Annotated in this window: 20 protein-coding genes; 10 read left to right on the top strand and 10 right to left on the bottom strand. The window is 66.2% G+C overall.

All coding sequences use genetic code 11. The features are described 5' to 3' along the window. Positions 1-11: 11 nt before the first annotated feature. The gene (gene eccD, locus BAY61_RS01110; protein ID WP_091801366.1) at positions 12-1412 is read right to left on the bottom strand and encodes a type VII secretion integral membrane protein EccD; all 1401 of its coding nucleotides are present in this window, start codon (positions 1410-1412) and stop codon (positions 12-14) included. 100 nt (positions 1413-1512) lie between these two features. Here eccD and eccCa point away from each other — a divergent pair, with 100 nt between their 5' ends. From eccCa to BAY61_RS01095, 3 genes are all read left to right on the top strand, one after another. Next, positions 1513-5481 (top strand): type VII secretion protein EccCa, encoded by a 3969-nt coding sequence (gene eccCa / locus BAY61_RS01105; protein WP_091801363.1) that lies wholly within the window; start codon positions 1513-1515, stop codon positions 5479-5481. Positions 5482-5602: 121 nt separating this feature from the next. Beyond that, positions 5603-6616 (top strand): hypothetical protein, encoded by a 1014-nt coding sequence (locus BAY61_RS01100; RefSeq protein WP_091801360.1) that lies wholly within the window; start codon positions 5603-5605, stop codon positions 6614-6616. Positions 6617-6619: 3 nt separating this feature from the next. After that, positions 6620-8743: a hypothetical protein gene (locus BAY61_RS01095; protein WP_091801357.1), complete on the top strand. Its 2124-nt coding sequence runs from the start codon at positions 6620-6622 to the stop codon at positions 8741-8743. A gap of 179 nt (positions 8744-8922) precedes the next feature. On the opposite strand, the gene BAY61_RS01090 is transcribed toward BAY61_RS01095, so the two are convergent. Continuing rightward, positions 8923-9351: a hypothetical protein gene (locus BAY61_RS01090; protein ID WP_091801354.1), complete on the bottom strand. Its 429-nt coding sequence runs from the start codon at positions 9349-9351 to the stop codon at positions 8923-8925. A 467-nt stretch (positions 9352-9818) separates the two neighbouring features. Here BAY61_RS01090 and BAY61_RS01085 point away from each other — a divergent pair, with 467 nt between their 5' ends. Then, positions 9819-11780: a hypothetical protein gene (locus BAY61_RS01085; RefSeq protein ID WP_091801350.1), complete on the top strand. Its 1962-nt coding sequence runs from the start codon at positions 9819-9821 to the stop codon at positions 11778-11780. 16 nt (positions 11781-11796) lie between these two features. Here BAY61_RS01085 and BAY61_RS01080 read toward each other — a convergent pair whose 3' ends face one another. From BAY61_RS01080 to BAY61_RS01055, 6 genes are read right to left on the bottom strand one after another with little or no spacing between them, the layout of a single operon-like run. Next, positions 11797-13623, bottom strand: a complete 1827-nt coding sequence (locus tag BAY61_RS01080; protein WP_091801347.1) for an amidohydrolase family protein — start codon at positions 13621-13623, stop codon at positions 11797-11799. Continuing rightward, a complete protein-coding gene (locus BAY61_RS01075) occupies positions 13620-14270 on the bottom strand; it encodes a TetR/AcrR family transcriptional regulator (RefSeq protein ID WP_143021354.1) in 651 nt (216 codons plus the stop codon). The genes BAY61_RS01080 and BAY61_RS01075 overlap by 4 nt, the downstream gene beginning before the upstream one ends. A 27-nt stretch (positions 14271-14297) precedes the next feature. Then, positions 14298-14903, bottom strand: coding sequence for a short chain dehydrogenase (locus tag BAY61_RS01070; protein ID WP_091801341.1), 606 nt, complete (start codon positions 14901-14903; stop codon positions 14298-14300). After that, positions 14900-15790 (bottom strand): helix-turn-helix domain-containing protein, encoded by an 891-nt coding sequence (locus BAY61_RS01065; RefSeq protein ID WP_091801338.1) that lies wholly within the window; start codon positions 15788-15790, stop codon positions 14900-14902. The genes BAY61_RS01070 and BAY61_RS01065 overlap by 4 nt, the downstream gene beginning before the upstream one ends. A 54-nt stretch (positions 15791-15844) precedes the next feature. Continuing rightward, positions 15845-16945 (bottom strand): alpha/beta hydrolase family protein, encoded by a 1101-nt coding sequence (locus BAY61_RS01060; RefSeq protein WP_143021353.1) that lies wholly within the window; start codon positions 16943-16945, stop codon positions 15845-15847. Beyond that, positions 16942-17982: a type VII secretion protein EccE gene (locus tag BAY61_RS01055; RefSeq protein ID WP_245865642.1), complete on the bottom strand. Its 1041-nt coding sequence runs from the start codon at positions 17980-17982 to the stop codon at positions 16942-16944. Before BAY61_RS01055 ends, BAY61_RS01060 begins: the two co-directional genes overlap by 4 nt. 674 nt (positions 17983-18656) lie before the next feature. Here BAY61_RS01055 and BAY61_RS01050 point away from each other — a divergent pair. The 6 genes from BAY61_RS01050 to BAY61_RS01025 all read left to right on the top strand — a co-directional run bounded on the left by BAY61_RS01050 (position 18657) and on the right by BAY61_RS01025 (position 25054). Further along, positions 18657-20600 (top strand): vWA domain-containing protein, encoded by a 1944-nt coding sequence (locus BAY61_RS01050; RefSeq protein ID WP_170140118.1) that lies wholly within the window; start codon positions 18657-18659, stop codon positions 20598-20600. Positions 20601-20789: 189 nt separating this feature from the next. Further along, complete coding sequence (locus BAY61_RS01045; RefSeq protein ID WP_091801329.1) at positions 20790-21083, top strand: hypothetical protein; 294 nt, start codon at positions 20790-20792, stop codon at positions 21081-21083. A 444-nt stretch (positions 21084-21527) separates the two neighbouring features. After that, entirely contained in the window at positions 21528-22796 is a 1269-nt protein-coding gene (locus BAY61_RS01040; protein ID WP_091802442.1) for an NRAMP family divalent metal transporter, read from the top strand. Positions 22797-22804: 8 nt separating this feature from the next. Further along, a complete protein-coding gene (locus BAY61_RS01035; RefSeq protein ID WP_091801326.1) occupies positions 22805-23602 on the top strand; it encodes a LamB/YcsF family protein in 798 nt (265 codons plus the stop codon). Continuing rightward, positions 23580-24194, top strand: coding sequence for a 5-oxoprolinase subunit PxpB (gene pxpB, locus BAY61_RS01030; RefSeq protein ID WP_091801323.1), 615 nt, complete (start codon positions 23580-23582; stop codon positions 24192-24194). Before BAY61_RS01035 ends, pxpB begins: the two co-directional genes overlap by 23 nt. Then, positions 24194-25054 carry a 5-oxoprolinase subunit C family protein gene (locus tag BAY61_RS01025; RefSeq protein ID WP_091801320.1) on the top strand — a complete coding sequence of 287 codons (861 nt, stop codon included), beginning with the start codon at positions 24194-24196 and terminating at the stop codon, positions 25052-25054. Before pxpB ends, BAY61_RS01025 begins: the two co-directional genes overlap by 1 nt. Here BAY61_RS01025 and BAY61_RS01020 read toward each other — a convergent pair whose 3' ends face one another. Next, entirely contained in the window at positions 25055-25876 is an 822-nt protein-coding gene (locus BAY61_RS01020; RefSeq protein ID WP_091802439.1) for a MerR family transcriptional regulator, read from the bottom strand. Positions 25877-25911: 35 nt separating this feature from the next. Next, positions 25912-26418: a VOC family protein gene (locus tag BAY61_RS01015; RefSeq protein ID WP_091802436.1), complete on the bottom strand. Its 507-nt coding sequence runs from the start codon at positions 26416-26418 to the stop codon at positions 25912-25914. Between the last annotated feature and the right edge of the window lie 101 nt (positions 26419-26519).

Below are 26519 nucleotides of genomic sequence, written 5' to 3'. Positions count from 1 at the left end.
GTTCTATTCCCTCAACCAATCGAGGCCATCAGGCCCTGCACGTAACCGAAGAACCCGGTGATGTAGGCGGCGAACGGGATCAACGCCAGGATGGCGACCACGTCGAGTATGTCGGCAAACCGGCCGAGGTACGGCGAGGGGTTCTTCTTGCTGTACACCACCCCCGCGAACGCGATGAGCATCGCGATGGCGCCAACGACCATCAGGAAGAACGCGACCTGCGCGTTGTCCTCGGGGGCGTCGATGAACGAGTAGGCGAGCATGGCCCCGGCGAGCACTCCGCCGAGCAACAGCGGAAGACGCTGCCTCGGCACGGGGAACAACCTGGCCCTCAGCAGCAGGGCCACGGCGACGAGGGTCAGCATGATGAGCCACGGCCCTCCGCCGTGAGCCAGCAGGTAGAACGAGGCGAAGACGCTGGTCACCGAAAGGCCGAGGAGCAGGCCGGAAAGGATCTCGTCCGCCCTGGCCGCCGCGGCGAACACCACGGGCGTCGGCTTCGGCTTGTCCTCCTCCAGCAGGTCCGAGGCACGTTGCGGCAGTTCGGGCAGCGGCAGCCTTCCCATCCTGATCGCCAGCATCGGGTAGCCGGGAAGCAACGCGATACCGATCGTCAGCACGAGGGCGGCGGCACCGTCAGGAGACATCGAGTTGCCGAAGAGCGCTCCGAGTGCGCTGAGCACTCCGATCATGATGGCCGCGACGAAGATGCGCCCGGTCGCACCGACACCGACGTAGCCGATGATCCCGAACAGCAACAGCGCGACCGAGCCGAGCAGCAGGTGTGGTGCGCCGAGTTCCCACAGACCGAGATGGTTCGGGGCCGTGATGACCAGCCCGCCGACGAAGGCGTAAAGCAGCGCGGGTCCGGCGAAGGCCGCCCCTGCTTTCGCGTCGGGAACGGCGCGGGCGAGCACGACGCCCACCGAGGTGAGCACGACGGCGGCGATGAGCATGACGAGGCCGGGCACGAGCCACGGCGACCGGAACAGGAAGGTCACGAGGGTGCCGAGCGCGAGCACGGCGACGCACAGCGCGAGGCCCGCCTTGCGTGTCGCCACCCTTCCCCAGCTTCGGCCGTAGCGGCGAGCGCCACTTGCCACGGCCTCCACCAGGTCGTCATACTCCAGCTCGGGCCACTCCACCTGGCCCGGAACAAGGTGCAGGACCTCGCCGTCGCGGACTTCTTGCGCCCCAAGGGTCTGCCTGGGATCCAGTCGTTCGCCGGTAGGCCGCCGCAGCGCCCAGCCGCCGTGCCGCTCGCCGGTATCGGCGGCGTCGTCACCGGCGTGCCGCAGAATGTAGGGCAGCAACTCGGCGACGGTGACGTCCTCAGGCAAGGCGACGTCTATACCACGTTTCGGCGTGGTAATGGTCACCTTGGTGAGCCTCGTGCCCATCGCGGACGTCATGGCACATACCTCCAATTAGGAACCCAGGCTTGCCTGGCAGAGTAACAATGTGCGCCACGGAAGTGGGCCACGGGAAAAACCGCGTTCGGGAGGTTCGGTCTTGGGAACGATCATAGTCAAGCGCCCGCTGCGCCGGCCCGCGCCTGACCTCCCCTCAGGCGAGGTCGTTCTCGAATCACCTCCGGAAAACCCGGGACCAGGGCAAAAGAACTGGACCCGCACCCTCATGATCCTGCCGATGCTCGCCGGAACGGCGGGTATGGCCCTGATGATGACGGCCGGCCGTAGCGGCCCCCTTATGTACGTCGCGGGCGGTCTGTACGGATTCGCCATTCTCGGCATGATCCTGTTCCAGATCATGAGCCAGGCAGGCGGCGGCCCCAGCAAGCAGGAGATGCTGGAGAACCGGCGCAAGTACATGAGGCGGCTCAGCAAGCTGAGGGCGCAGGTGCGCGACACCATCGAACGGCAGCGCCTCGCCATGTTCTACCGGCATCCGAACCCGGACCAGTTGTGGTCGACGGCGCACAGTGCCAGGTTATGGGAGCGAAGGCCGGACGACTGGGACTTCACGATCTTGCGGATCGGCGTCGGCAGCCAGGAGCTGGCGACACCCCTCGTGCCACCCGACACGAAACCGGTCGACGAACTGGAGCCGCTGTGCGCGATGGCGCTCCGGAAGTTCGTCACCACGTACTCGACCGTTCCCGACCTTCCCGTCGCCGTCGCGTTGCGCGGATTCTCGAGGATCTACGTCACCGGTGATCAGGAGAGAAAGCGCGCGTTCGCGCGTGCGTTGATGGCCCAGCTCGCGACTTTCCACGCACCCGGCGACGTCGTCGCCGCCTTCTGCATCAACCCCGACGACAGGGAAAAGTGGGAGTGGGCGAAATGGATCCCCCACGCCCTCCATCCGTCCAAACAGGACGCTATTGGCCCGATTCGCCTGGTGGCACCGAGTATCAGCTCGGTGGAAGCGATGCTGGACGACGTACTGGCAAACCGGCCGAGGTTCAGCCCAGGCGCCATCACCGGCGACGGCAACACCCACGTCGTCGTTTTCCTCGACGGAGGGGAAACGGCCGGCTCCGAACACCTCATGATCGACGGCGGTGTCGAGGGCGTCACGCTGGTGAGCCTTTCCGCTCCGCCTCCCCGCATCCTCGACGCGACGACCTTGGTACTGGACATCGACGCCGAGGGGGCGATGAACAGCCGCACGATGGACGGCGAGGGCACGATCGGCAAGGCCGACGCCCTCGACATCCCGGGCATCTACGGGCTCGCCCGCAGCCTGGCCCCCATGCGCCTTTCCGCACTGTCCACAAGCGAGCAACCGCTTGCGAACTCGCTTGAGCTGACCGATTTGCTCGGTCTGGGTGATCCCTACGAATTCGATCTGTCGGAGGCGTGGGCCACGCGATCGAACAGGGACCGCCTTCGCGTGCCGATCGGATTGAACTCCGATGGCAGGCTGATGGAACTCGACCTCAAGGAGTCGGCCCAGGACGGGATGGGCCCGCACGGTCTACTCGTCGGCGCGACCGGTTCGGGCAAATCGGAACTTCTGCGCACACTGGTGCTCGCGCTCGCCGTGACGCACGACTCCGAGATCCTCAACTTCGTGCTCGTCGACTTCAAGGGTGGCGCCACCTTCACGAAACTCGACCGGCTCGCGCACACGAGCGCCGTGATCACCAACCTTTCCGACGAATTGCACCTCGTCGACCGCATGCTCGACGCGATACAGGGCGAGCTGCTGCGAAGGCAGGAATTGCTACGTAGCGCGGGTAACTACGGGTCACAGCGCGACTACGAGAAGGCTCGCGCGGCCGGTGCTCCACTCGACCCGCTTCCCGCCCTGCTCGTCATCGTCGACGAGTTCTCGGAGTTGCTCACCGCCCGCCCCGACTTCATCGACATGTTCGTGCAGATCGGCCGAGTCGGGCGTTCACTCGGCGTCCACCTGTTGCTCGCCTCGCAGCGGCTGGAGGAAGGCAAGCTGCGCGGCCTCGACTCGCACCTTTCCTACCGCATCGGCCTTCGAACCTTCTCCGCCATGGAGAGCAGGGCAGCCATCGGATCTCCGGACGCCTTCCAGCTTCCGCGCTCGCCGGGTAACGGCTTCCTGCGCTCGGGCACGGACGATCTGCTGCGGTTCAGGGCCGCCTATGTCTCCGGCGTTCACCGCAAGGGTGGCGCGCCCGTCCGCACCGACAACCAGGGCAGGCAGCTCGACCCCGTCCAGGACTACTCGACGCGGTACGCGAGGCCCCGGATCGCGGAGGAGCCAGTCGCCGAGGCCAAACCGGACGAGTCGGAAGAAGTCGGCGAAACACTGCTTGATGTTCTCGTCGAACGGCTTGAGGGAAGGGGAAGGCCAGCCCACCAGGTGTGGCTTCCGCCACTCGACGAGCCGTCGACGCTCGACCAGTTGCTCGGCCCGCTCGTCGCCACGAGGGATCGTGGCCTGACGACCGAGAACACCGAACTTCACGGCAACCTCCGCGCGGCGGCGGGCATCATCGACCGGCCCGCCGAGCAGCGGCGTGACGTGTGCTGGCTGGATCTCGAAGGCTCCGGCGGCCACGTCCTCGTCATCGGCGGACCGCACAGCGGGAAGAGCACCGCGCTCCGCTCGATCATGGGCAGTCTCGCGCTCACCCACACACCAGAGGAAGTGCAGTTCGTCTGCCTCGACTTCGGCGGCGGCGGAATGGCCGCGATGCGCAACCTCGCGCACGTCAGCAGCATCGCGGGCCGCAGGCAGGTCAACGAGGTGCGGCGCAGTATCGCCGAGGCCTACACGCTGATGATGCAGCGGGAACAGCGCTTCACCGAATACGGCATCGACAGCATGGCCACCTACCGCAAGCAGCGGAAGGCAGGAAGGCACAAGGACGACCCGTTCGGCGACCTCTTCATCGTCATCGACGGCTGGGCGACCCTCCGCAGTGAGTTCGAGAAGGTCGAACCCACGATCAACGAGCTGGTCAACAGGGGTCTCGGCTTCGGAATCCACATCCTCGCCGCGGCGAACCGCTGGATGGACCTGCGCATGAACGTGCGCGACATGTTCGGCAGCAGGGTCGAGATGCGACTCGGCGACCCGATCGACTCCTCGTTCGGCAGGAGGCAGGCCGCGAGCGTTCCGGCCAATTCGCCAGGCAGGGGCCTCTCCCCCGATGGCGGGCAGCTCCTCGCCGCCGTCCCTCGCATCGACAACACGTCGAGCGACACCGACCTCGCCGACGCGATCGGGGCGTTCGCCGATGCCATCAACGGCACGTGGACCGGCCGCACGGCGCCGCGCGTGAGGCTGCTGCCTGCCGAACTGCCCTTCTCGCAGCTTCCTCCGGCTTCCGAGGGTCCCGGCATCCCGGTCGGCATCTCCGAGCACGACCTCGGGCCCGCGTACCTCAACTTCGAGGCGGAACCGCACCTGCTGCTCTTCGGCGACGTCGAGTGCGGCAAGAGCAACTTCCTGCGGGCACTGGCCACCGGCATCATGAACCGGTACAGCCCGGAGGGCGCCCAGATCGCGGTCATCGACTACCGGCGAAGCCTCCTCGGCCTCATTCCCGACGAGTATCTGATCGGCTACTCGACGACCAACAAGATGGTCAAGGAAATGGTCGACGTGACCATCGGCGCGATGCAGAAGCGGCTGCCGGGCGGAAACATCACCCCTGACCAGCTCAAAAAGCGGAGCTGGTGGAAAGGACCAGAGCTGTTCCTGCTGGTCGACGACTTCGACCTCGTCGCGCCCAGTTCGCACGACAACCCGCTCCGCCCGCTGCTCGACTACCTCACCCAGGGCCGTGACATCGGTCTGCACCTCGTGCTGACCCGGCGTTCAGGCGGCGCGGGAAGGGCGATGTTCGATCCCGTAGTTTCACGCATCCGCGATCTCGCTTCTCCTGGCATCATGATGTCGGGGAAGCGGGAGGAGGGCCCGCTGATCGGCAACCGGAGGCCGGAGGAACTGCCGCCGGGCCGAGGCTGGCTGATTACACGTGGCGAAGGGGAACGGCTCGTGCAGTTCGCACATCTACCTCAAGAGGACTGAACACCGCATGGCCAGGGAGGGGGTTGCCTCGTGATGGTTATCTCAAGAACGCGGGTGCCTGCGGCGCGCCCGTGTCGTGCGCGCCAGTCATCCGTTGACCACAGGGGATTCGGAGGAAATCATGGTCGAGCCTGAGCCAACAGGGCCTTCCTATCCGGAATGGGTCTACTCGGGGGAGAAGACACTCGACGCCGAGCCGGATTCCTTCCGGGGCTACGGGCAGAACATCGCGGCACTCGGCAGCAATTTCCGGGACGACCTCACGGGCCCGGTCATGCTGCTGCACGGTGGCGGCGAGGACATCTCGCTCAGCACGGGCGGCATGCCCGAAGGCGGCTACTGCGAACAATTGGCAGGCCGAAATGCTTCCGAAATGTCCGGTTTCATGCAGGATTTGAGCACCAATCTGCTCGCCATTCCTTCCGCGGCGCTCATTCTGGCCGAACTGTACGAAAATACCGACAATTCAAGCGGCGCCTCCCTCGCCGCCATCGACTACGCGTTCGCGCTCACCGACAAGAAGCCGCCGGGCGTCGAACTGCCGGAGTACATCGACGGAACCACCATCGAACAATCGATGGAGGAGAGCGGCGAGGCCGACAACAACCCCGCTCAGGACGTCCGAATCAGCGGCACGACTTTCACCGGCGGCAACTCCGTGACGTACCGGACCGCGAGCGGTGGCCAGCGGGTCGTGACGAACACCATCAACGGACGTACCGAGAAGCTGTACGACAAGGACGGCAACCTCATCTACGAGTCGTCCGGCAATCAGAACGGCGACATCACGACCACGAACTACAACCAGGACGGCGAGCCGACCAACACCACCGAACGCCGAACCGAGACCGACGGCGGACACCAACGCAACATCACCGAGACGACGAACGCCGATGGTGAAGTCACCCACCGGACAACCCAGCACATGATCACCACCGAGCACGACGACGGCACCCAGAGCAGGGAGTACTACACCGAGACAGAGAAGTGGGACCCGGACACGGAGGAGTTGGGGGATCCCGTGACTTCGGGCGAGCGCTACATCGGCGCGCAGCCGGAAGCCATGGACATGGACGACTGGCGCCAGCGGATGGATCAGCAGATGGAGCAGTCTCGCAGGCAGACAGGGTTCTGAGCCATGGATCCGAACTGGAAGTACTTCGGTTACGACATCAACCGGCTTCGCCAGGACCTGTCCGGCGAGAGCGTCGCCGTCCAGCACGTCCCCGGCTATACCGTCACCTACAGCTCCTACTGGAATCAGGGCAAACCGCTCGACGAGCAGTCCTCTCCCCCGATGTTGCTGGAGAACGCCCAGACGCCGGGGCCCGACTCCGACGCCGCCGAATCGCTCGACATCGACCAGATCAACGATCAGATCATGGGCGAGCAGCCAGGGACAACGTCGGACAGGGCCACCCAGTGGTGGAACATCGAGGCGATGCTGTTCTTCGTCCAGAACGAGTTGTTCAACCAGACCAGCTCGCTCGAAGCCGAGTGGGAATCGCCTGCCGCGAAAGAGGCCTACCTGATGAAGGTAGGCGGAACTCTGGCGCACATCGAGATGTGGCGCGAGGCAGCCGAAGCCAACCACCTCGGCCTTTCGCTGCTGTCGGGTGCGATGCGTACCGCGCAGAACAACATGAAGGACCTGTGGAAGCGCTACAAGGACGCCATGTGGCAGGCGACCGACGACTATCTCAACGCCCCACCCGCTGGTTCGAGGTACGCGACGAGTGGCCCTCTCGCCGGACTGGAGGGTGACGCGAGGACCGCCGTGCGGCAGTCCGTCCTCGATCGTTATGACCTGCCGTTCATGAAGGAGCAGCGGGAGAAGTACAACGAAGAGGCACGGCAGCTCATCAGCGAGACGGCCAATTCGTACTCCGACGCCATCTCGAAGCTGGAATCGGCTCGCGCGAACCGGATGGCCCCGATGAACGCGATCCTCCACCCCGAGGCCACCGGTATGCCGCTGCCACCAATGCCTCCCGGTGGCGGTCCGACCCCGCCCGGCCCGGGTCCGACGTCGTTCAGCGGTCCCACGCCGACACCACCGGGCGGAAGGCCGCCCGCTCCCGCGTTCAATGGCGCTCCGCCGCCTCCGATGTTCGGCGGGGCGCAGCCCCCCGGAGGCGCGCCGAGGGCCCCCGGCGCGCGGCCTCCTGTCGCGCCGACCGCGACTCCTCGGGCACCGACGGCGACGCCGGTCCTCAATCCTCCGAACGCGCCCACCTCGGGACCTGTCGGTGCGCCACCTGGCGCACCGGCGGTCGCTCCGCCCGTAGCGCCAGGTGCGAGTGGGCTACGCCAGCCTGGCGCACCACCCATGGCGCCGGGCCTCGGCGCGCCACCTGGACTGGGCGGCAAGGGTCTGGGCGTACCGCCGACCCTCGGCGCGAGCTCGCCGGGAGGATCGCCGCCGGTGCCACCAGGAGGCGGCCTTCCCGGCGGAGCCCCACCGGCCAAAGGCGCGATGCCGGGCAAGGTCATGCCGCCTCCAGCCGGAGGTGTCCCCCAGAAGCCGAAACAGCAGGGCAAGGTACTGGGCAACAAGGACGGCGAGCCGCCCGTTCCCGGTATGGGCCGGCCCGGTTCCGTGCCGCCCCCTCCCGCGGGCGCACCGCCGGGGAGGCAGAACAACAAGCCCGGTGTCCCTCTGCCTGGGCTCCCGCCGATGCTGGAATCCCAGGACGTGTTCAGGCCGCCACCCCCGCCTGCGGCACCGGTGCTCGACACCAACAAGAACACCAAGAAGCGCGCGAAGGCCCAAGCCGCCGCGGCCGAGGCTGAACGGGACCGCCTTCCCTCCGTTCCAGGGGCGATTCCGCCGGTGCTGTCCGGCGCACGCGTCGAGCCCAAGAGCAAGGCCGCTGCCAAGAAGCAACGCAAGCGTCCCGCCACCGAAGGCGCGGTGCCTGCCGAGCTCATGGCGGGCATCGACACCGGGACCGCACCGGTGTTCGAGGGCAGGCTCGCCGAACAGCAGGCTCAGAACGGTCAGCAACCGCTGGGCGACGTTCCCATCGCGCTGCGCGGCCCCGCTGCGGCCACGCTGGCCGAACACCAACGGCACGGCACCCCACAGGCCGACCGCACCACCCGCTCGGTACTGCGCTCCGGCACCAACGGCACATCCCAGCCGGAGCAACGCACCGCGGATTCCTGGGACGTCGACACTCCTGGCGGCCCTGTCGTCTCCAGCACCAAACGAGACGAGTATCGCGCGGAACCCAAGAAGGCACTGGGAACAAAGCAGTAAAGAACGCTGAAAACGAACGAGGGGCGGGGCTTTCGGGCTCCGCCCCTCGTTCGTCGTGCGGTGATCACCGGGTTCCCCGGAGAACGGAACAACAGTCCTCGGCAGGATACGCCGATGTGCCGCGCCGTGAGTATCGCTGGCTCACGGGTCAGGCCCCGTCGACTTTTCGAGGACAACCACTAGCCGCAGTGCTCCCATGGCGAGGACCAACCGTGGTCGGTGTTGTCGCTCAGGTCTCGGGTCGTTCCTTCCCACCTGACGCAGCGCCCGGCGGCGCCGGACACCTTCGCGGGGCCCGCGTAGTACTTGAAGCTTCCGGCGTCCCGGTCCGAACCGCCGTTCTGCACCTGAAGCCCCGCGCTGACTGAAGACGCGGTACCACGATACTTGGTCTTCCAGTTGACCACGCAGTTTGTGTTTCCGTTGTACAGCAGGTAAAGCGTCGAGATGCCACCGATCGACTCGGTGTTGATGACCCGGTACCCCGAACCACACACCTCCTCAGGCGATGACGCGACCGCGTTCGCGGGCCCAGCCAGTAACGCCGAACCAGCCAGCATCGCCGACGTCGCCATTGCCACCGTCGCGGCCCGCTTCAACTTGCTCATGACTATTTTCCCCTCAGTACAACCATTCCTGACGACACCGATCACGCCCACCGGGGTTCCCAATGCATCGATGTTGCCCGGCCGGATTGTCCGGAATCCCACGGAAACCCGACGAGAACAAGCTGGTCAGCCAATTCGGTACGGCGCAGGTACGGGATAGCTGGACAGCATTCAACAGGATCACGTCCGGCATGACAAAAGTCAGTTTTGGCTCATCAGCTCGCGTTGTGGTAATGATGGTTACGAGCAGCCTGGCGAGCTCGAATACGTTGCGGCAGCGGGGTTTCCCAATAACTCACCAGCCCAGCACCCGCCCAGGCGCGGCCGTCGACCGACAGCGCACTTCTCGTGCGGGGCTGTATTCATTGCCGCCCAACTCGAACTTCGAAGGAAAGTCGATGGCACTCAACGCAGATTGGTTCGGATCGTTGGGCCGGGCCGACCAGGCTCCCGAGAGAGCTTGACCCATGGACCCGAACTGGCGTTTCTTCGGCTATAACGTCGACCGGCTCCGGCAAGACATGTCCGGAAGCGGTATCACACAATGGGTTCCCAGCTACCCGGTCAGCTACAGCAGCTACTGGAATCAGGGAAAGCCGTTCGACCAGCAATCCAGTATGCCCCTACTGTCCCCTGACGCGGAGACGCCCGCCCCCGGCGACGAAAGAGCCGAATCGCTCACGATCGAGCAGATCTACGACCAGATCATGGGCGAGCAACCCGGCACCGCATCGGACAGAGCAACGCAGTGGTACAACGTCGAATCCATGCTCTTCTACTTGCAGAGTGAGCTGTTCAGGCAGACCGACTCTCTTGAGGCGAACTGGGAATCGCCGGCGGCCAAGGATGCCTACCTGAGAAAGGTGGGCGAAACGCTGGCGCACGTCGAGGTGTGGCGGGAAGCAGCGGCCGCCAACCACCAGGGGCTGGCCATGTTGGCAGGTGCCATGCGCAGCGCACAAACCAAGATGGAAGAGCTGTGGCAGCGCTATCAGCGCGCGCTACAGGACGCGACGGAAGGACCACTCGGCGATCGGCAGGCCGATCTTGGCCGCCGCGACCGGGTCCGCGCATCACACAAGGACTCGATCCTCGGCAACTCGAACAAGGCGTCCAACGTGCGCTGGCGATACGACCAGGAAGCGCGGGAACTGATCAGCGAAACAGCCGACTCCTATGCCACCTCGATCTCCAAGCTGGAAACAGCGCGAGCACGGCGCATGACCCCGATGAACGCGATTCTGCACCCCGAGGCGGCCGGCATACCGATAGACGTGCCCCCAATCGGAAGTGGTCCCCCACCTCCGGCGATGCCTGGCGCGTTCAACACGGCGCCTCCGGGACCCCCTGCGGGCAGACCTCCCGCGCCGACGTTTAACGGCGCGGGGCAACCGACGTTCGCCGATCCACGCCCTGCGGGGAACGCTCCTCGCCCACCAGCAGCGACACCGGCTTCGCCGGGTATCCCACCGGCTTTCGCGCGAGGTTCGGTCGCGATTCCGCCAACGCCGCCCGGTGTGAGCGGCCCACGACCTCCCGGCACAGGATCGGCACCGGCACCGAATCTCGCCGGTCTTTCCGCCCGCCCCGCGCCACCGGTGTCCGGGCTGAGAGCGCCCGGCAACACCCCACCAGCCGCACCTGGGTCCAACGCTCCCGGGACCTTCACACCGCGCGGAAACACCGGCATGCCAGGCACGATCATGCCGCCTCCCGGGGGTGGGGCCCCACAGAGACCGAACCTCAAGGGCAAAACGCTCGGCAGGAAGGAACAGAATCCGGCTCCGGGCATGGGACACCCCGGCTCGGTTCCTCCACCTCCCGCTGGCGCTCCACCGTCTAGAAAGGACGGACGAAAATCCGTTCGCGCTGACAACGGCGCCGCGCCGCCATCGGACGACAATGCCTTCCGGCCTCCGCCGCCGACCGCGCCGTCCATCGTCGACACGAAGAGGAACACCAAGAAGCGGGCACGAAGCGAAGCTTCCGCCGCCGAGCAGCTGCGGACGCCTTCGGTTCGCGAAGCCACTCCCCCCGTCCTTTCCAACGCGAGAATCGAAACCAAGGCCGGTGGCGACGCACGCCGGAAGCGACCCACTCGTCCTGCGGAACCAACACAGTCCGAGTTCACCGCGGAGGTTCCCACCGGCACGGTGCCGGTGTTCGAGGGACGGCTGGCCCAGCCGCGCCGACAACCGGACCAACAGCCGCTCGGAGACGTGCCGATCGCATTGAGGGGACCGGCCTACTCGGGGAACAACGAGCAGGATCGGGGCAAGGCCCCGGCTACACAGGCTGACCGCGCCCTACGTTCCACGGAAAACACGCCGTCGGCCGACGCCTGGGATGTCGCCAATCCGGGTGGCCCTGTCGTCTCCAGCAACAAACAAGAGGGCTATCGCGCCGAACCCAGGGCACTCGGCACGTAGCGGAACAGGTGATCGCTCACACCACTCGTTCCACAGTGGAGGCTTTCTTGCCTCTGATCTGGTAGCGCAGCAGATCTCCGCTGTCGGCATCGTAGGTGAGCAGCGCTCCCCAGAATCGTTTCCATTGCGGCATCACCAGTTCGGCGGTGACCACCTCGCGACGCCCCTGTGAAGTGGACCCGGTCTTCGCCACCTCGAAATCAGTCAGCTCCAACGCGCCGCGACCTGAGGTGCCCATCGAGACGATCGACAGCTTCTCGTCGGGACCGACGACGAACGTGGCGGGATCGAACATCAGCGACTGCATCCATATCCTGCCCCGCAACGGATACGTCCGCGAGACCGGCGTTCCCTGGAACCGCCCCTCAAGCTTCACATGCCGTTCGGTCCGCTCGGCGTGGAGCTCCGTGTCGTCGGCCGGGATCTCGCAGGTCCACTGTAGAGTCACCAGATCCGGCCCCGATGTGACCGACTCCCTTCGCAGCAGGGTACCGGTTTCCGAGTCGACATAGCTGAGCACCCGGACACCGTCTTCGGCGAATTGACTGGTGTCATATCGCAGGAACGCCTCACTCGACGCGGTGGCCTTTGTCCGATCAACAAAGGACAGTGTAGGTTCACGAGCCACGTATTCCCGCAGTACCGGGCGTTTGGGTACCTGCGTGTGATAGACGATCCTTCCGTCTTGGAAGACCCTGTCTATGTCGCCGACGTTCTCGATCTCCTCCAACGGATCGGAGTTGAGCAAAACGAGATCGGCGACGGCTCCTTCGGCGATCATTCCTCGGCCCTCAAGGCCGAGAAAGTTCGCGGCATCCGCGGTCGCCGCGCTGAGCGCGTCGGCGGGCGAAAGCCCAGCCGCGACCATGTGCCGGAGTTCGTCGTGCAGCGAGTTCGCCGGCATCGCGCCGACCATGCTGTCGGTGCCCGCGACGATCGGCACCCCCGCTTCGGCCGCACGGGCGAGGTTCCTGCTCGCGCGATCGAGGTAAGGCTTTCCGTTTTCGTCCTTGACGAACGCGGCAATGGTCAGCGTGGGCACCAACTTGGTTCCCGCCGCTTTCCAGCGACTCACGGTGTCGCCTTCGGCAAGGTCGTGTTCGATGACGCCGTGTTCAAGACTGTCCACACCGGCGTCGAGTAGATCGTTCACATCGTCCTCGTAGTGGGTATGACCGCTGGCCGGAAGGCCGAGCCGGTGTGCCTCGGTGATGATCGCCTTGACCACGTCCAGCGGCAGTTTCCCGAGCACCACGTCACTCTCGGCATACCGCCCGCCCTGATAGACGAACTTGATGACGTCGACACCGGCGCCGTGAAGGCGCCGCACGGCGGCGCGCGCGTCGTCCTCGTTGTCGAGGTGCACGACCATGTTCCTTCGCAGCCACGGATTGTCCCCGCACACCGTGCTCGAAGGATGGCCACCGTGCGCGGTGAGCACCGGTCCTGCCGCCGACATGCGCGGCCCAGCGATCTTCCCCGCGTTGACTTTTCGTTTCAGCTTGGTGATCTGACCGAGCGGATCGCCCATACACCGGATCCCAGTGATCCCGTTCTCCAGCAGCTTGCGCAACGCGGATCGCAGCATGAAACGCGTCCACACAGCAGCGTGCGGCCTGCTGCGGGCGGTCAGGTAGTCGAGGTGCACATGTGCGTCGATCAGCCCGGGAATGAGAGTTTTGCCCGCACCGTGGATGACGCGCGCACCCGGCAAGTCGACTCGTTCCACCGACACTCGCTCGATCCGTCCATTCGAGACGACGACGTCGACGTCATCGCGGACGGGACCTTCGCCGGTGAAAACCCGGACCCTGCTGATGATCGTGGTTTCGGCGTGGCTCATGGCGTTTCCCCCGGATGTCCCTGGTTTTCCGAACGCACGGCGGCGATCAGCAGATCGGCAACACTATCGGAGAAGTCAGACGCATCGGTATCCACATGCGACTCAAGGTAGTTCACCGCACCGTCCACGGAGGACTGCTGAATGACGGCCATCGGTCGTGGCTCGAAGTCGCGGAACTCACCCGACTCCTGGCCCTGCCGGTAGACCTTCTCGAATCCGGTGTAGATGTCGTCCTTCTGGTCGAACGTGATGACGTGTCGACCATCGCCATCGCGCAGGTTGCCGATGACCTCGGCGATCGCGCGGCGCACTTCCCCGCGTTCGAGACTGACCCGGATGGAGCGAGTGATCAGGTCGCGCAATATCGCGGTGGCCGAGCCCTTCCAGTCGATCCCTTCGAGCGCGGCACCCGCCATTCTCCCGTATTGCGCGAAGACGACCTCGCGCATCAGCTCGGTCCTGCTGCCGAAGTGGTAGAGCACCAAACCCTTGGAGATCCCCACTTCGGCCGCGATCTTGGTCAGCGAGGCACCACCGAAACCGTGAGCGGCGAGCGCCCTTGTCGCGGCGTCGATGATCTGCGCACGCCGCATCCGCTCGGTGAAAGTCAGCTCTCGCTGACCTTTTGGTGAAATCTCTGACCGCACGGTCAGAGATTAGCACACCAGGCGCGCTCAGCCGTACGCCCGGATGATGTGCCCGGTGTCCCCACCTTCCACGCAGTGGAGGTAATGGCCGATCAGCTCATCCATCGGCACGGGGCGCATCCCTGGAAAGTGGTCGACGAACACTGCGACCGAGTCTCCGATCATCGTCGGGCTGACCGCGTTGATCCGCATGCCCCTCGGCAGCTCGACGGCAGCCGAAAGGACGAAACCGTGCAGCGCGGCGTTGATGACCGCGCCACCGGTCACACCCGGCCACGCCTCGTCGGCGAAGATGCCCGACGTCAGCGTGAACGAAGCGCCGTCGGCACAATGTCGCTGACCGGCGAGGACCAGATCGACCTGCCCGAAGAACTTGGCTCGCATGTTCTCCCGCAGTTCCGCCGACGTGAGTGAGCCGAACTCGTCGAGAGCGCCGTGTGCCGCGATGCTCACGACCCCGTCAACAGCGCCGACAGCGTGGTACATGTCCTCGACGGTGCCCGGCGAAGCCAGGTCCACATGTACGTCACCCGATTCGCGCCCCGCGACGACCACCTCGTGACCACGGGATCGCAGCGCGGGGACCAGCCTTCTCCCGATGGTGCCCGCACCACCGACCGCGAGAACCCTCATCGCGCGTTCTCCCTCCGTGAGCGGGTTTGCCGCGAGCCACCGGGGACGATGCTCCGGGCCAGCAGTACGAGCCCATCGGCTGCCGCGCTGTCCTGACGCGCATAGAACAGTCCGAGCTGCTGGTCGTCGTCGGGCAGGGCAAGGGTTTCGTTGGCCAGAGTCAGCCGCCCGACAAGCGGATGGTCGAGTTCGCGCACGTAGTACGAACAGGTTCGGACCGGCCGCCGTGCCCACATTCGTGCGAACTCGGGGCTGTCGGCCGCAAGCCCGCCGATCCGTTGTCGCAGTTCGGAATCGGCCGGATACCGTGCGGCGGCCTGATGTAGAGCCGCGACCGTGACCTGCGCTTTGGCCTGCCAGTCGCGGTACAACGCCTTGTGGTGCGGGTCCAGGAACAGCATCCGGGCGACGTTCGGACGAACAGCCGCATCCGGGGCATCGACATCGAGGTGTCCTGCCAGCAATGCGTGCCCGAGGCGGTTCCACCCCAGGACGTCCGCACGATGATCGATGACGATCGCGGGCACACCGGGGATCGCGTCGATCAGCTCCCGCACCGATGACCTCAGCCTGCTCCTTCGAGAACGGGACCGCGTCGGTTTCCGGGGACCGGCAAGCGTTCGCAGGTGCTGATGCTCAGCGGGGTCGAGTCTCAGCGCTGCCGCCAGAGCGTCGATGACGGCGTCGGAGGCACCGACACTGACTCCCTGCTCAAGCCGCGTGTAGTAGCCGACGCTGACGCCCGCGAGTTCCGCCAGTTCTTCCCTGCGCAGCCCGGGAACCCTTCGACGGGTCAGACCCGGTTCGATGCCCGCCGCCTCCGGCGTCAGGCTTTCCCTTCTGCTGCGCAAGAAGCCGCCGAGATCGGCTGCCGGTGTCGTGTTCACCAGCTCATCGTGCCGCGATTCGCGGGAATCAGCCTGCCCCTGCCAGGGGCAGCGTCAGTGCCGGACCGGGTTGCCGAGCCGCTCGCGTTCGAAGGGAACCGCGCTCAGCCAGAACACCGAGCGCTCGGTGTGCGTGAGACTCGCCATCATGTCGTCCCGCAACGCCTGGAGCTGACGCGTGATGTTCTGCGACAGCCGCAAAGCGGAGGCCGCGACCATGGCCTCGTTGGCCGTGAGCCGCTGGGCAAGCACGATGTCCGCTTGCGGCAGCGCCTGCATTCCCTCTGGACCGAGCCTGCGGATGACCGTCATCTGCGTCTGCCATGGCATGGGATCCTCCGCGGCCGCGGGATGCGGCGCGTCGTGCAGGCGCAGCACTGGCGCCCCAGGGGAGGCCACCACGTCGGATGCCTCGCCGTGGTCGAGCACGATGACTCTGTCGCTTCGACCGGTGACCGACCTGCCGAGCGCGGCCCAGCCTTCGGGCTGGTGTGTCGACACGACGACCCGGACGCCGAACCGCAAGGCCCGCAACGCCATCAGCCGCGCGGCCCACAACCCACCGACGAGGTACGCCCGCACGGGGCGCGGCCGGAAGAGAGTGAGGGTGACCGGGAAGCCCGACTGGTTTCTGCCGAGCTGAAAACCGAACGTGCCGCCGACCATCTGGAGCTGCTCAAGCGCTTCTTCCGGCGCGTAGTGCTGACCGATTCGCAGCCGGGGCATGGCCCTGTGCTTGCGAAGTCGCCAGTCCCTGTGCTGCCTGGAGCTGCCCTGCGGGTCCTCGACCGGTGCGGGACCGCCCGGCGCGGGAGGCATGCCAGCCGGCGCGCTGACCGCGAGCGGCTGCGGGCGCGCGACCTCCGCCGTGGCCGCCATGGCCAGCTCGTTGCCGACGTGCTGGTGTTGCGCTCCAGACTGCTGCTGGGTCCGCGACGGCGGCGGAGCCGCCCCGATGACGTTCGCACCCTGTTGCTGAGCAGGCGCCTGCACTCCGTGCGGGGGCGTCTGCGGAGGAGCCGCCGGCCGTGCCTGCTGCGGATGCCCCGGCGCTGGTTGCTGTTGCTGCTGATATTGCTGAGGCGGTGGCGGCTGCTGCGGATGTTGCTGCGGCATCGGCCGGGGCGGCGGTTGCTGCTGCTGACCGGAATTCACCGGGCACCTCCTCCGCTCGGCGCCGAGGCGTAAACCGCCGGCGCATGCTGGCCATCCAAACGGGACATTTGAGCGCCCGCCCATCCGGCAACACGCATCACCCTGTCACAGGTCTGCCGGTAATGCTCCCGTGTTGTGGCAACTCGCACCAAGCAGCGAATGCTTGTCCCTTCATAGGAAGGTTCGATGATGAACGCGATGCTGACCAACGCGGCCGGTACCTCGGCGAGCATCGCGAGCAGCCACGCGGTGCGCTCGGCGTCGGGCCAGGTGTGCAGCCAGAAACAGCCGTGCACCAGCCTTGTCGAGTTCCAGGCGTCCCAGTCCTCCCTGACGACGGTCTGGGCGGTGGGGAGCAGATCGCACGAGCGCGCGAGCGCGTCGACGAGCTCCTCGGCGGGCAACGTCCGCACTCGCAGGTCGCGACGGCGCAGCAGCCGCTCCGCGCGGTGCACCACCTCCGCCAGTACAGCGGGGATGTCGACGTCCTTGCCGGCGTGATCGATCATCGACTGGGCAACGGCACTGGCATCGAGCCTGACGGCGACCCAGATGACGTGGTCACGGGCGGCAGTCCCGTTCATCGCGGACGTGTGCGAGACGACCTGCATCACGACGCCGGCTTGTTCGGCCTCGGAAGCGATCTTGGCGAGCGCGGCGATCGGGACCGGCGGGAGCGCGTGCTCGATGCTGGTGGTCGCCACCTCGAGAACGGCGAACCAGCCCGCGCTGTCGCTGCCCATGCCGAGTTTCTTGTCGTCCTGGTCGTCGATGTCCTCGATGACCAGGTCGGGGGCCAGCTCGCACAGCGCGGCCAGCCTCGGGTCCTGTCTCTTGGACCCCGAGGAGCCTGACCGCATCTTGTAACGCAGCCATAACATGAAGGTGTCGGTCCACCAGCGGCCGTTGGATCTGCCGAACATGGCCGCCACGGCCGCGACGCCAAGTACCCCGCCCACCATCATGGCCCAGGGTTGCTGGAGCACGACGAAGAAGACGATGCCGAGCGTCACCTCGAAGACGAGAAGCCGGGTCATGCTGAGCACGCCGAAACGCCCTGGGGCACGACGCGGCCTGAACCACTCGCGTCCGCGGCTCCGATCCTGTTGAGCGGTAGCGCGGGCCTGCGGGTGGTTGGCGTTCGTGCTGCCTCCAGGTTTGCTGCCGGGCGTCATCGCGTGTGGAGCCGCTGCCACGCGGTAACGATAGCTCCCATGAGCGACCCGCCCATGAGCCGAACCGGCACCTGATTCACCAACTCCGTAGCCCTCCCGTACTTCGCTGCCAGTCAACCTGGTCCAACAGCCGCTCGTTGTCCATGCCGGTGCCAGCATGGCAGCAGTCCACCGACATGGTCCTGCGCCATCCTGATAACGACGTCAGTACTCTTCGCTCGGGGGTCGGGCGGATGACCGCGCAGTGACCTCGGCCGCGCTTCGGGGCGCAGGCTCTGGGAAGAGACATCGCGATCGTCCCGGCCACACCGCCGTGCTGACTCTCGCACAAGAAGTGGACTCGCGAAACGTTTCGCACCGACCTGGTGATCATCGTCGAAGAGGGCGAGGTCGCCAAGCGCGTTCCTTCCCGGAACGCGAGCACCGCTCAAGCCGCGCGGAATAACGTTAGCCAACTAGACATTTGCACGTGGAACCATCTGGGGTGTCCCGCCGTCCGAGCGGAGCATCCACTGACAACCCGAATAGGACTCACGATGTCGAGACCCGCCAGGCCGGCCAAGCTGCTGACGGCAGCGCTCGCGGCGGCGACCTTCCTCGCCCTGCCCGCTACCGCGGCGCAGGCACAAGAGGCCGAGCCGAAGGAGCAGTACGCGCCGACCATGCTCGTGCTCGACGCGTCTGGCTCGATGGCGGGTGAGGACCCCAGCGGGGGCACGAAAATGGACGCGGCCAAACGAGCCGTCCACGGCGTCGTCGAAGCCGCGCCCACCGGTTCCCAGGTCGGCCTCGCCGCCTACGGCACGGGCACTGGCAACTCCGCCGCCGAGAAAGCACGGGGCTGCCAGGACGTCACGGTCGTGCACGAGCCCCAGCCGATCAAGAAGGACGCGCTCACCAAAGCCGTCGACGGGCTGTCCCCCAGCGGCTACACGCCGATCGGCAAGGCACTACAGGTCGCGGCGGAGCAACTTCCCGAGGATGGTCCGCGCTCCATCGTGCTCGTCTCCGACGGAGAGGACACCTGCGCGCCACCCGAGCCCTGTGAGGTCGTCAAACAACTCGACGGCAGGGGCGTCGAACTCGTCGTGCACACCGTCGGCTTCGGGGTCGACGACGCCGCGAGGAAGCAGTTGACCTGCGTCGCGCAGAGCACCGGCGGCACCTACACCGACGCACCGGACGCCAAGACGCTCGAACAGACCCTCCCGAGAGTCACCGCGACCGCGCTGCGCAACTACGAACCCGCCGGCACGCCGATCACGGGGACCGAGACCTACGATCCCGCTCCGGCCGCGAAGCCAGGCCAGCACCTCGACACCATCGGGCAGAAGGAAAAGCGCTACTACGCCGTCGACGTTCCGCAGGGTGCGACCGCGTACTTCAGCGCCACCGTCTCCTTCCCCCGCCTTTCCGGGGTCTCGATGACCGACGACATCAACTCGCTGCAACTGCGCACCTACGGCGAGAACGGACAGGACTGCCACGAGTTCGCGTCGGAGATGGCAACCCGTTCCAGCGACGGCATCCCGCTGACCGTCGCGACGACGTGGAAGGGCGCCATCGAGGAGAAGACGGGGGAAACCAACCGCGACCGCTGCCAGGGAGGTGGCCGCTACTACTTCGCGCTGGAGTGGGCCACCGTGTCGTCCGGGGTTCCCGAGCGGCTTCCGGTCGAACTGCTCGTCGGCGTCGAACCAGCCGCCACCGAGACCGGCCCCGTCGCGGTGAAGCCGAAGGTCGAGTTCAGCGAACCCTCTGGCGCCGACATTCCCGTCGTCGGCGGTGGTTCCTTCAACGTCGCGGGCGTGATCGACGGCTCCCACACCTACGCGGACACCGTCCAGCGGGGCGAGTTCGTCTTCTACAAGGTCAAGCTCGACTGGGGACAGGGCCTCGCCTACCGGGTCCGGTTCGACGAGACGCCCAAGGACGGCACGAGGACGGTCTCCAACATCTCGACGACGTTCTATTCCCCTTACCGGGAGGAAATCGACTGGGACACGACCGTCTACACCGGCGAGGCGAAGACACTGCCCGCGAACGACCCCGCCATCTCCACGGTCCCGGTTCGCTACAACAACAGGGACGCCGACGTGCGGGACGCCAGGAGTCAGAGCGTCGCGGGCTGGTACTACATCGCCGTCAAGGTGAGCCCGCCGCACACCGACGACGGAACGGCTCCCTCCGTGCCGATCAAGCTCGACCTCACCGTCACCGACGAGATCGAACAAGGCCCCTCGTATCAGTTCGCCTCCGATGAGGACAGGAAAAACGGACCATTCGGCGGTCAACGGGCACCGGGCACACCCGCCGACGACGGCGATGCGCGTTCCGAAGCGAATCAGGTCAACACGGCCGCAAGCACCAGCATGGTCTCGACCACCGGGTGGATCGTCATCGCGAGCGCGGGAGTGCTCGTGCTGGTCGCTCTCCTCGTCGGCGGACTCGCCGTCCGCAGAAGGAAAACTACGCAGTAGCCATGACAGCGCTACCGTAGTAGATCCGTAGCAGATACATTTCCGATCTTCCTTTCAAACCCGTGACCACCGCCTTTTCCACAAAGAACACTCAGGGGCAGTCGTGGCCGATTCGTCAGGATTCTCGACCACAATTGCCTTGTAGGGTCAGAACCGCTGCCGAACCGGAATGGCGAAAGGCGGAACGTCATGGCGAGGAGAGCGGACCTCTGCCGGGACGGCGGAAACGCGGGCGGTTGGCTGCTGGACACCGTCATCGACCACGAGACCGGCCTCGTCACCTCGGAGCAGGTCCCCTGCAAGGCGTGCTCCACCCGTCCCGCACGGTCGGTGCCGTCCACGGTGCACCAGCCGAGACCAGGCGACCGCGCGAGAAAGCGACCGAGCGCGAGACTCAAGGACGCCGCGGCGGCCTGGCTCCGGCGGCGTTGGAACACATCGGGATCCAAGGCACGACAGGCAAACGCTCTCTCGGCACGCTGAGGATCCGACACCCGGAAAGCGCCGTGGGAGGCCGAGCCCCGACCCGGCCGACCACGGTTTCACGGCGTCCACAACGGACGTGCCGATCGCGCGGCGCCGGTTGACCGGTGCCGCGCGATCGCCTTGGTACCCGGTGGTCGCGGCCGCTACCTCCACATCCCGTCGATCGCAAGCGCCGTTCGGTAGTCGTCCGGTTACGGAGAGCGCTTGCATCCGAGGCGTATGTTGACGAAGCCGATCGGGCCGATCTTCCCGGATATGGGCAGCCACCAGCGCGAATCCAGATCAGAGACAAGCAAAAACGAGGTAGTCGCGGCTACTTCGCCTCGTGAGGACTACCCCTGCTCTTAGCACAACATCTTAACACGAAAGTTGCACAAGAGGCTTGCAGGATTGTTCAACAACTATGTACCTTTCGTCGCACTGATTGTGATCGGAGTAGCAATGAGCGAAAACCTTGACAGCTCAAGGGCGTCAGAATCCACGGAAGTAACCCCGGACCCCGAGTCGGGCGGCAAGAAGGGCAGCGGCGTCAAGCGCAGCACACTGCTCGGTGCCGTCTTCTTGATGGCGACCAGCGCCATCGGCCCCGGGTTCATCACCCAGACCACCACGTTCACCGTGCAGATGGGCGCGGCCTTCGCGTTCGCCATCCTGATTTCGATCATCGTCGACATCGCGGTGCAGCTCAACGTTTGGCGCGTCATCGGTGTCTCCGGTATGCGCGCACAGGAACTCGGCAACAAGGTCCTGCCAGGACTCGGCATCCTGATGGCCGTACTGGTCGTGTTCGGTGGCCTCGTCTTCAACATCGGTAACGTCGCGGGTGCCTCACTCGGTCTCGACGCGATGATGGGGCTCGACGTCAAGATCGGTGGCGCCATCTCGGCGGCGCTGGCGATCGGCATCTTCCTCAGCAAGAAGGCCGGCCTCGCCATGGACCGCATCGTCGTGCTCCTCGGCGTCATCATGATCGGCCTGACGCTGTACGTCGCGATCGTCGCGGGCCCGCCGGTCGGCGAGGCCATCAAGCAGACCGTGCTGCCGGACGACATCGACTTCCTCGTCATCACCACGCTCATCGGTGGCACCGTGGGTGGCTACATCACCTACGCCGGTGCTCACCGGCTCGTCGACGCAGGCGTCACCGGCCCGAAGAACATCGTCGACGTCAGCCGCAGCTCGATCATCTCGCTACTGGTCACCGGCCTCATGCGGGTCCTGCTGTTCCTCGCCATCTTCGGCGTCGTCGCCGGTGGTGTCGCACTCACCAGTGACAACATGGCAGCGGAAGCCTTCGGCCACGCCGCCGGCGAAGTCGGTGTCCGGATGTTCGGCGTGATCCTCTGGGGCGCGGCGCTCACCTCGGTCGTCGGTGCTTCCTACACCTCGGTGTCGTTCATCGTCACGTTCTCGCCGAAGCTCAAGGAGAGGCAGAACTGGCTCGTCGTCGGCTTCATCGCCATCTCGGCTGGCTTCTTCCTGCTCCTGGACCAGGCCCCCGCGAACCTGCTGATCCTGGCCGGTGCGCTCAACGGTCTGATCCTGCCGGTCGGCTTCGGTGTCCTCATGTGGGTCGCCGCTCGCCGGACCGACCTGCTGAAGGGTTACCGCTACCCGCGCTACCTGCTGGTCATCGGTGTGCTGGCCTGGGTGCTGACCCTGTACCTCGGCTGGAACTCGCTCAGCGGTATCGCCGACCTGTGGAGCTGATCTGACAAGTGGTAGACCTCAACGCGGACCTCGCAGAAGGTTTCGGCCGTTGGGAGCTGGGTGACGACGCGGAACTCCTCCGGGTCGTCACCAGCGCCAACGTCGCCTGTGGCTTCCATGCCGGGGACCCTGGTGTCATCCGGCGGGCCTGTCACCTCGCCGTCGAACAAGGTGTCGCGATCGGCGCCCAGGTCGGGTATCGCGACCTGGCAGGCTTCGGCAGGCGGTTCATCGACATCGATCCCCGCGAGCTCATCGACGATCTGATCTACCAGATCGGCGCGCTCGAAGGGATCGCCAAGGTGGCGGGCACAGAGGTCACCTACGTGAAACCGCACGGCGCGCTCTACAACGCGATCGTGTCGCACGCGGAGCAGGCGGAAGCGGTCATCACCGCGGTTCGCCAGTACAACCCCGAACTCGCCGTACTCGGTCTCGCGGGTGCGTCATGGCTTGCCAGTGCGGAAGCCGAAGGGTTGCGCGTGTTCCACGAGGCGTTCGCCGACCGCGCCTACACCCCTCAGGGCACGCTCGTGTCCAGAAGGGAACCCGGCGCGGTGCTGCACGATCCCGAGCTCATCGCGGCGCGATGCGTGAAGCTGGCCAACGGTGAACCGTTCGAAGCCATCGACGGTAGCCTCATCACCGTGCGAGCCGACTCGATCTGCGTACACGGCGACACCGAAGGCGCCGTGCGCGTCGCGAAGTCGGTGCGACAGCAGCTCGTTTCGGCAGGCATCACGCTGACGTCTTTCGCACCGCCCCGCGAGGCGGTGAACCGCGATGCGCTTGCTGCGGTGCGCTGATTCCGGGTTGCTGATCGAGGTCGACGACGTGGCCGAGGTGCGCGCGCTGCATCAGGCGCTCACCAACGAAAGGCCGCATGGCGTCGTCGACTTCGTTCCCGCTCCCCGGACACTGCTGCTGCTCCTCGATCCTCGGCTGGCTGACATCGCCGAGGTCGAGCAGGCCGTGCTTTCCGTACGGCCCTGCACGGAGGACAGCGACAGCGCACCGGAAGTCGTACGCGTCCCTGTCGTGTACGACGGCGCCGACCTCGCCGCTGTGGCGAAGTTGACCGGCCTCACCGAAAACGAGGTCGTCGCGGCGCACACCAGTTCGGAATGGACGGTGGGATTCGACGGTTTCGCCCCGGGTTTCGGATATCTCTCCGGTGGACCCGAGGCGCTGACCGTGCCAAGACGCAGTGAACCTCGCACCAGGATTCCAGCAGGTGCCGTCGGACTCGCGGGCGAGTACAGCGGTATCTACCCTCGGGATTCCGCTGGCGGCTGGCAACTCATCGGACACACCGAAATGGAAATCTGGCACGCCGACCACAACCCACCCGCGCTGCTCCGACCGGGCGTGCGAGTGCGGTTCCAGGAGGCTGCCTGATGAACAACGAGCTGGAAGTGCTTGAGCCTGGTCCACTTGCGACAGTGCAAGATCTGGGCAGGCCAGGGCTTGCCGACATCGGAGTGGGGATGTCGGGAGGTGCGGACCGCGGCTCGCTGCGGCTCGCCAACCAGCTCGTCGGAAATGAGGAGGGAGCGGCGGCCGTCGAGGTGACATTCGGCGGCTTCACCGCACGGGCCGACGAAGACCTCGTCGTGGCCATCACGGGTGCGCCCTGTCCGATCACAGTAGACACCCGCGGTGGCGCGCTGAACTCCGCGATCCGGGTACCGGCTGGTTCGGTACTGCGGCTCGGCTCGCCCAAATCGGGAATGCGCAGTTATGTGGCCGTGGCCGGCGGCATCGAGGTCGAACCCGTTCTCGGGTCACGTTCGACCGATTTGCTGACCGGCCTCGGTCCACCCCTCCTGCGTGCGGGCACGCGGCTCCCACTCGGCGCCGCGCCCGCGACGCAATCCTCCACCGGCACCGCCTCGGTGCCCCCACCGCCCTCGGACGAGGTGACCCTGCGCGTCTTGCCGGGCCCCCGCCTCGACTGGTTCGAGGAATCCGCGCTGGAAACCCTGCTGACCGGCGACTATCGCGTGACGTCGGAAAGCAACCGCATCGGCATCCGGCTCGACGGCCCCGCGCTTGCCAGGGTCCGCGACGAATCACTGCCCAACGAAGGCATCGTCACCGGCGCACTGCACGTGCCGCCGTCGAGCCGCCCCACGCTTTTTCTCGCCGACCACCCCGTCATCGGCGGCTACCCCGCCATCGCCGTCGTGGTTTCGGCCGACGTCGACAAGGCCGCGCAGGCGAGGCCGGGGCTCCGGTTGCGCTTCGTCGCCGACTGATCAGTTCCAGGTCGCCGTTTCGGGATCGACCCCGTTGGCGCGCGCGTTCGCCTCGATGATCTCCCGCAGCCAGTTGGCGAGTCCCGGTTCGACGTCGTCGTAGAAGGTGGCGACCTCGGGATCGGTGACGAAGCCCCTTCCGATGCACACCTGCATGGAGATCGTGCAGTCGAAATAGGAATCGATCGAAGCCCTGTGCCGATCGGCGAGGGCATTGGCTTCCTCGCTTCCGGCCTCCGTTCCCTTTCTGAACGCGGCGGCGAGATCGGCGGTGAGCGCTTCGACGCCGTCGGCGATCCGCCGCCACTCCTCGGCTGTCCTCTCAGCGGAACGCTCGGCGTACTGAGCCCACTGCCGGGTGTCGCCCCAGCGCTTGTACGCCTCGCCCGCCCACGACGGATCCCAGTTCTCGCCGAAGATCTCGACCTGCTGATCGGCAGAGAGCAGGATTCCGGACTCCCTGGCCTCGATGACCCTGTCGAGCGCCTCGGCCATCCCGCGGAGCCTCGCCATGCGCTCCCGCAGCCGGTCGCGCTGTTTGCGCAACGACGCGTCCGCGTCGGCCCCAGGCGCCTCAAGCAACGCCAAGATGTCGTCGAGCGGGACGCCGAGCTCGCGATAGACCAGCACCCGGTGGACCCTGGACAGGTCCTGCGCCGTGTAGAGCCGGTATCCCGCGTGCGTTCGTCCCGAAGGCCGGACGAGCCCGATCGAGTCCCAGTGATGCAGAGCCCTGACCGTCACCCCGACGCGCGCCGCGACGGCACCGACCGTGAGGCCGGTGCCCGCCGAGGACGCGTTGTCGTGGGCTCGATGGGGCATGCCGCCCAGTGTGACAGTCATTCGAGCCTCGCCGGTTACCTGCCGGGCCCCTCGATCCCCATGTCCCTGAGGTTCGCCGCCTCGGGACTGTCGGGATCGTAGGGCTGTGCCGCGCTCATGATCACCCTGGTGTTGTCCGGTGTGCGGACCTCAAGCTCGACCGAGTTCCAGGGCTTCGTCTCCGGGCCCCGCGTGCTGCCGGGTGCGAGACGCTCGCACGCGGCCTTGATCTCGTCGATTTGCTTGAGCACGCAGGAGAAGGTCACGCTCAGCGCCGGAGTCCCCTCGGCCGGCTCGCCAGGCACAAGTAGCACGTCCTGGAAGGCCCAGCGCCGCAGGTGAGTGATCGCGCCCTCGACCGAGAACAGGTCGAAGAACCCGAGCCCCCGCGTCCAGAAGTCGACGGACGCGGCGAGGTCGGCCGTGGGAACGGTGACGAACGTCGGCATCCCGTAGATGCCTCGGAACAGTTCGGCTGGCTCGGTGCCGGGGCCGGGCACGGGCACCGGGCTGATGGAGAACGCGGAGAATGTTTCGGTCATGACGACAGCCTGAAGCCTCACGCGACGTCAGGGTCAAGCTCGTTACTTTCCAGCTTGGCTATTCGAACGTAAGTTCGATACTATGGCCCTGGCGTGCCGGT

Source organism: Prauserella marina, assembly GCF_002240355.1.
Lineage (GTDB): Bacteria > Actinomycetota > Actinomycetes > Mycobacteriales > Pseudonocardiaceae > Prauserella_A > Prauserella_A marina.
Note: the sequence above shows the minus strand (reverse complement) of the source record. Positions and strands in the feature narration are given on the sequence as shown.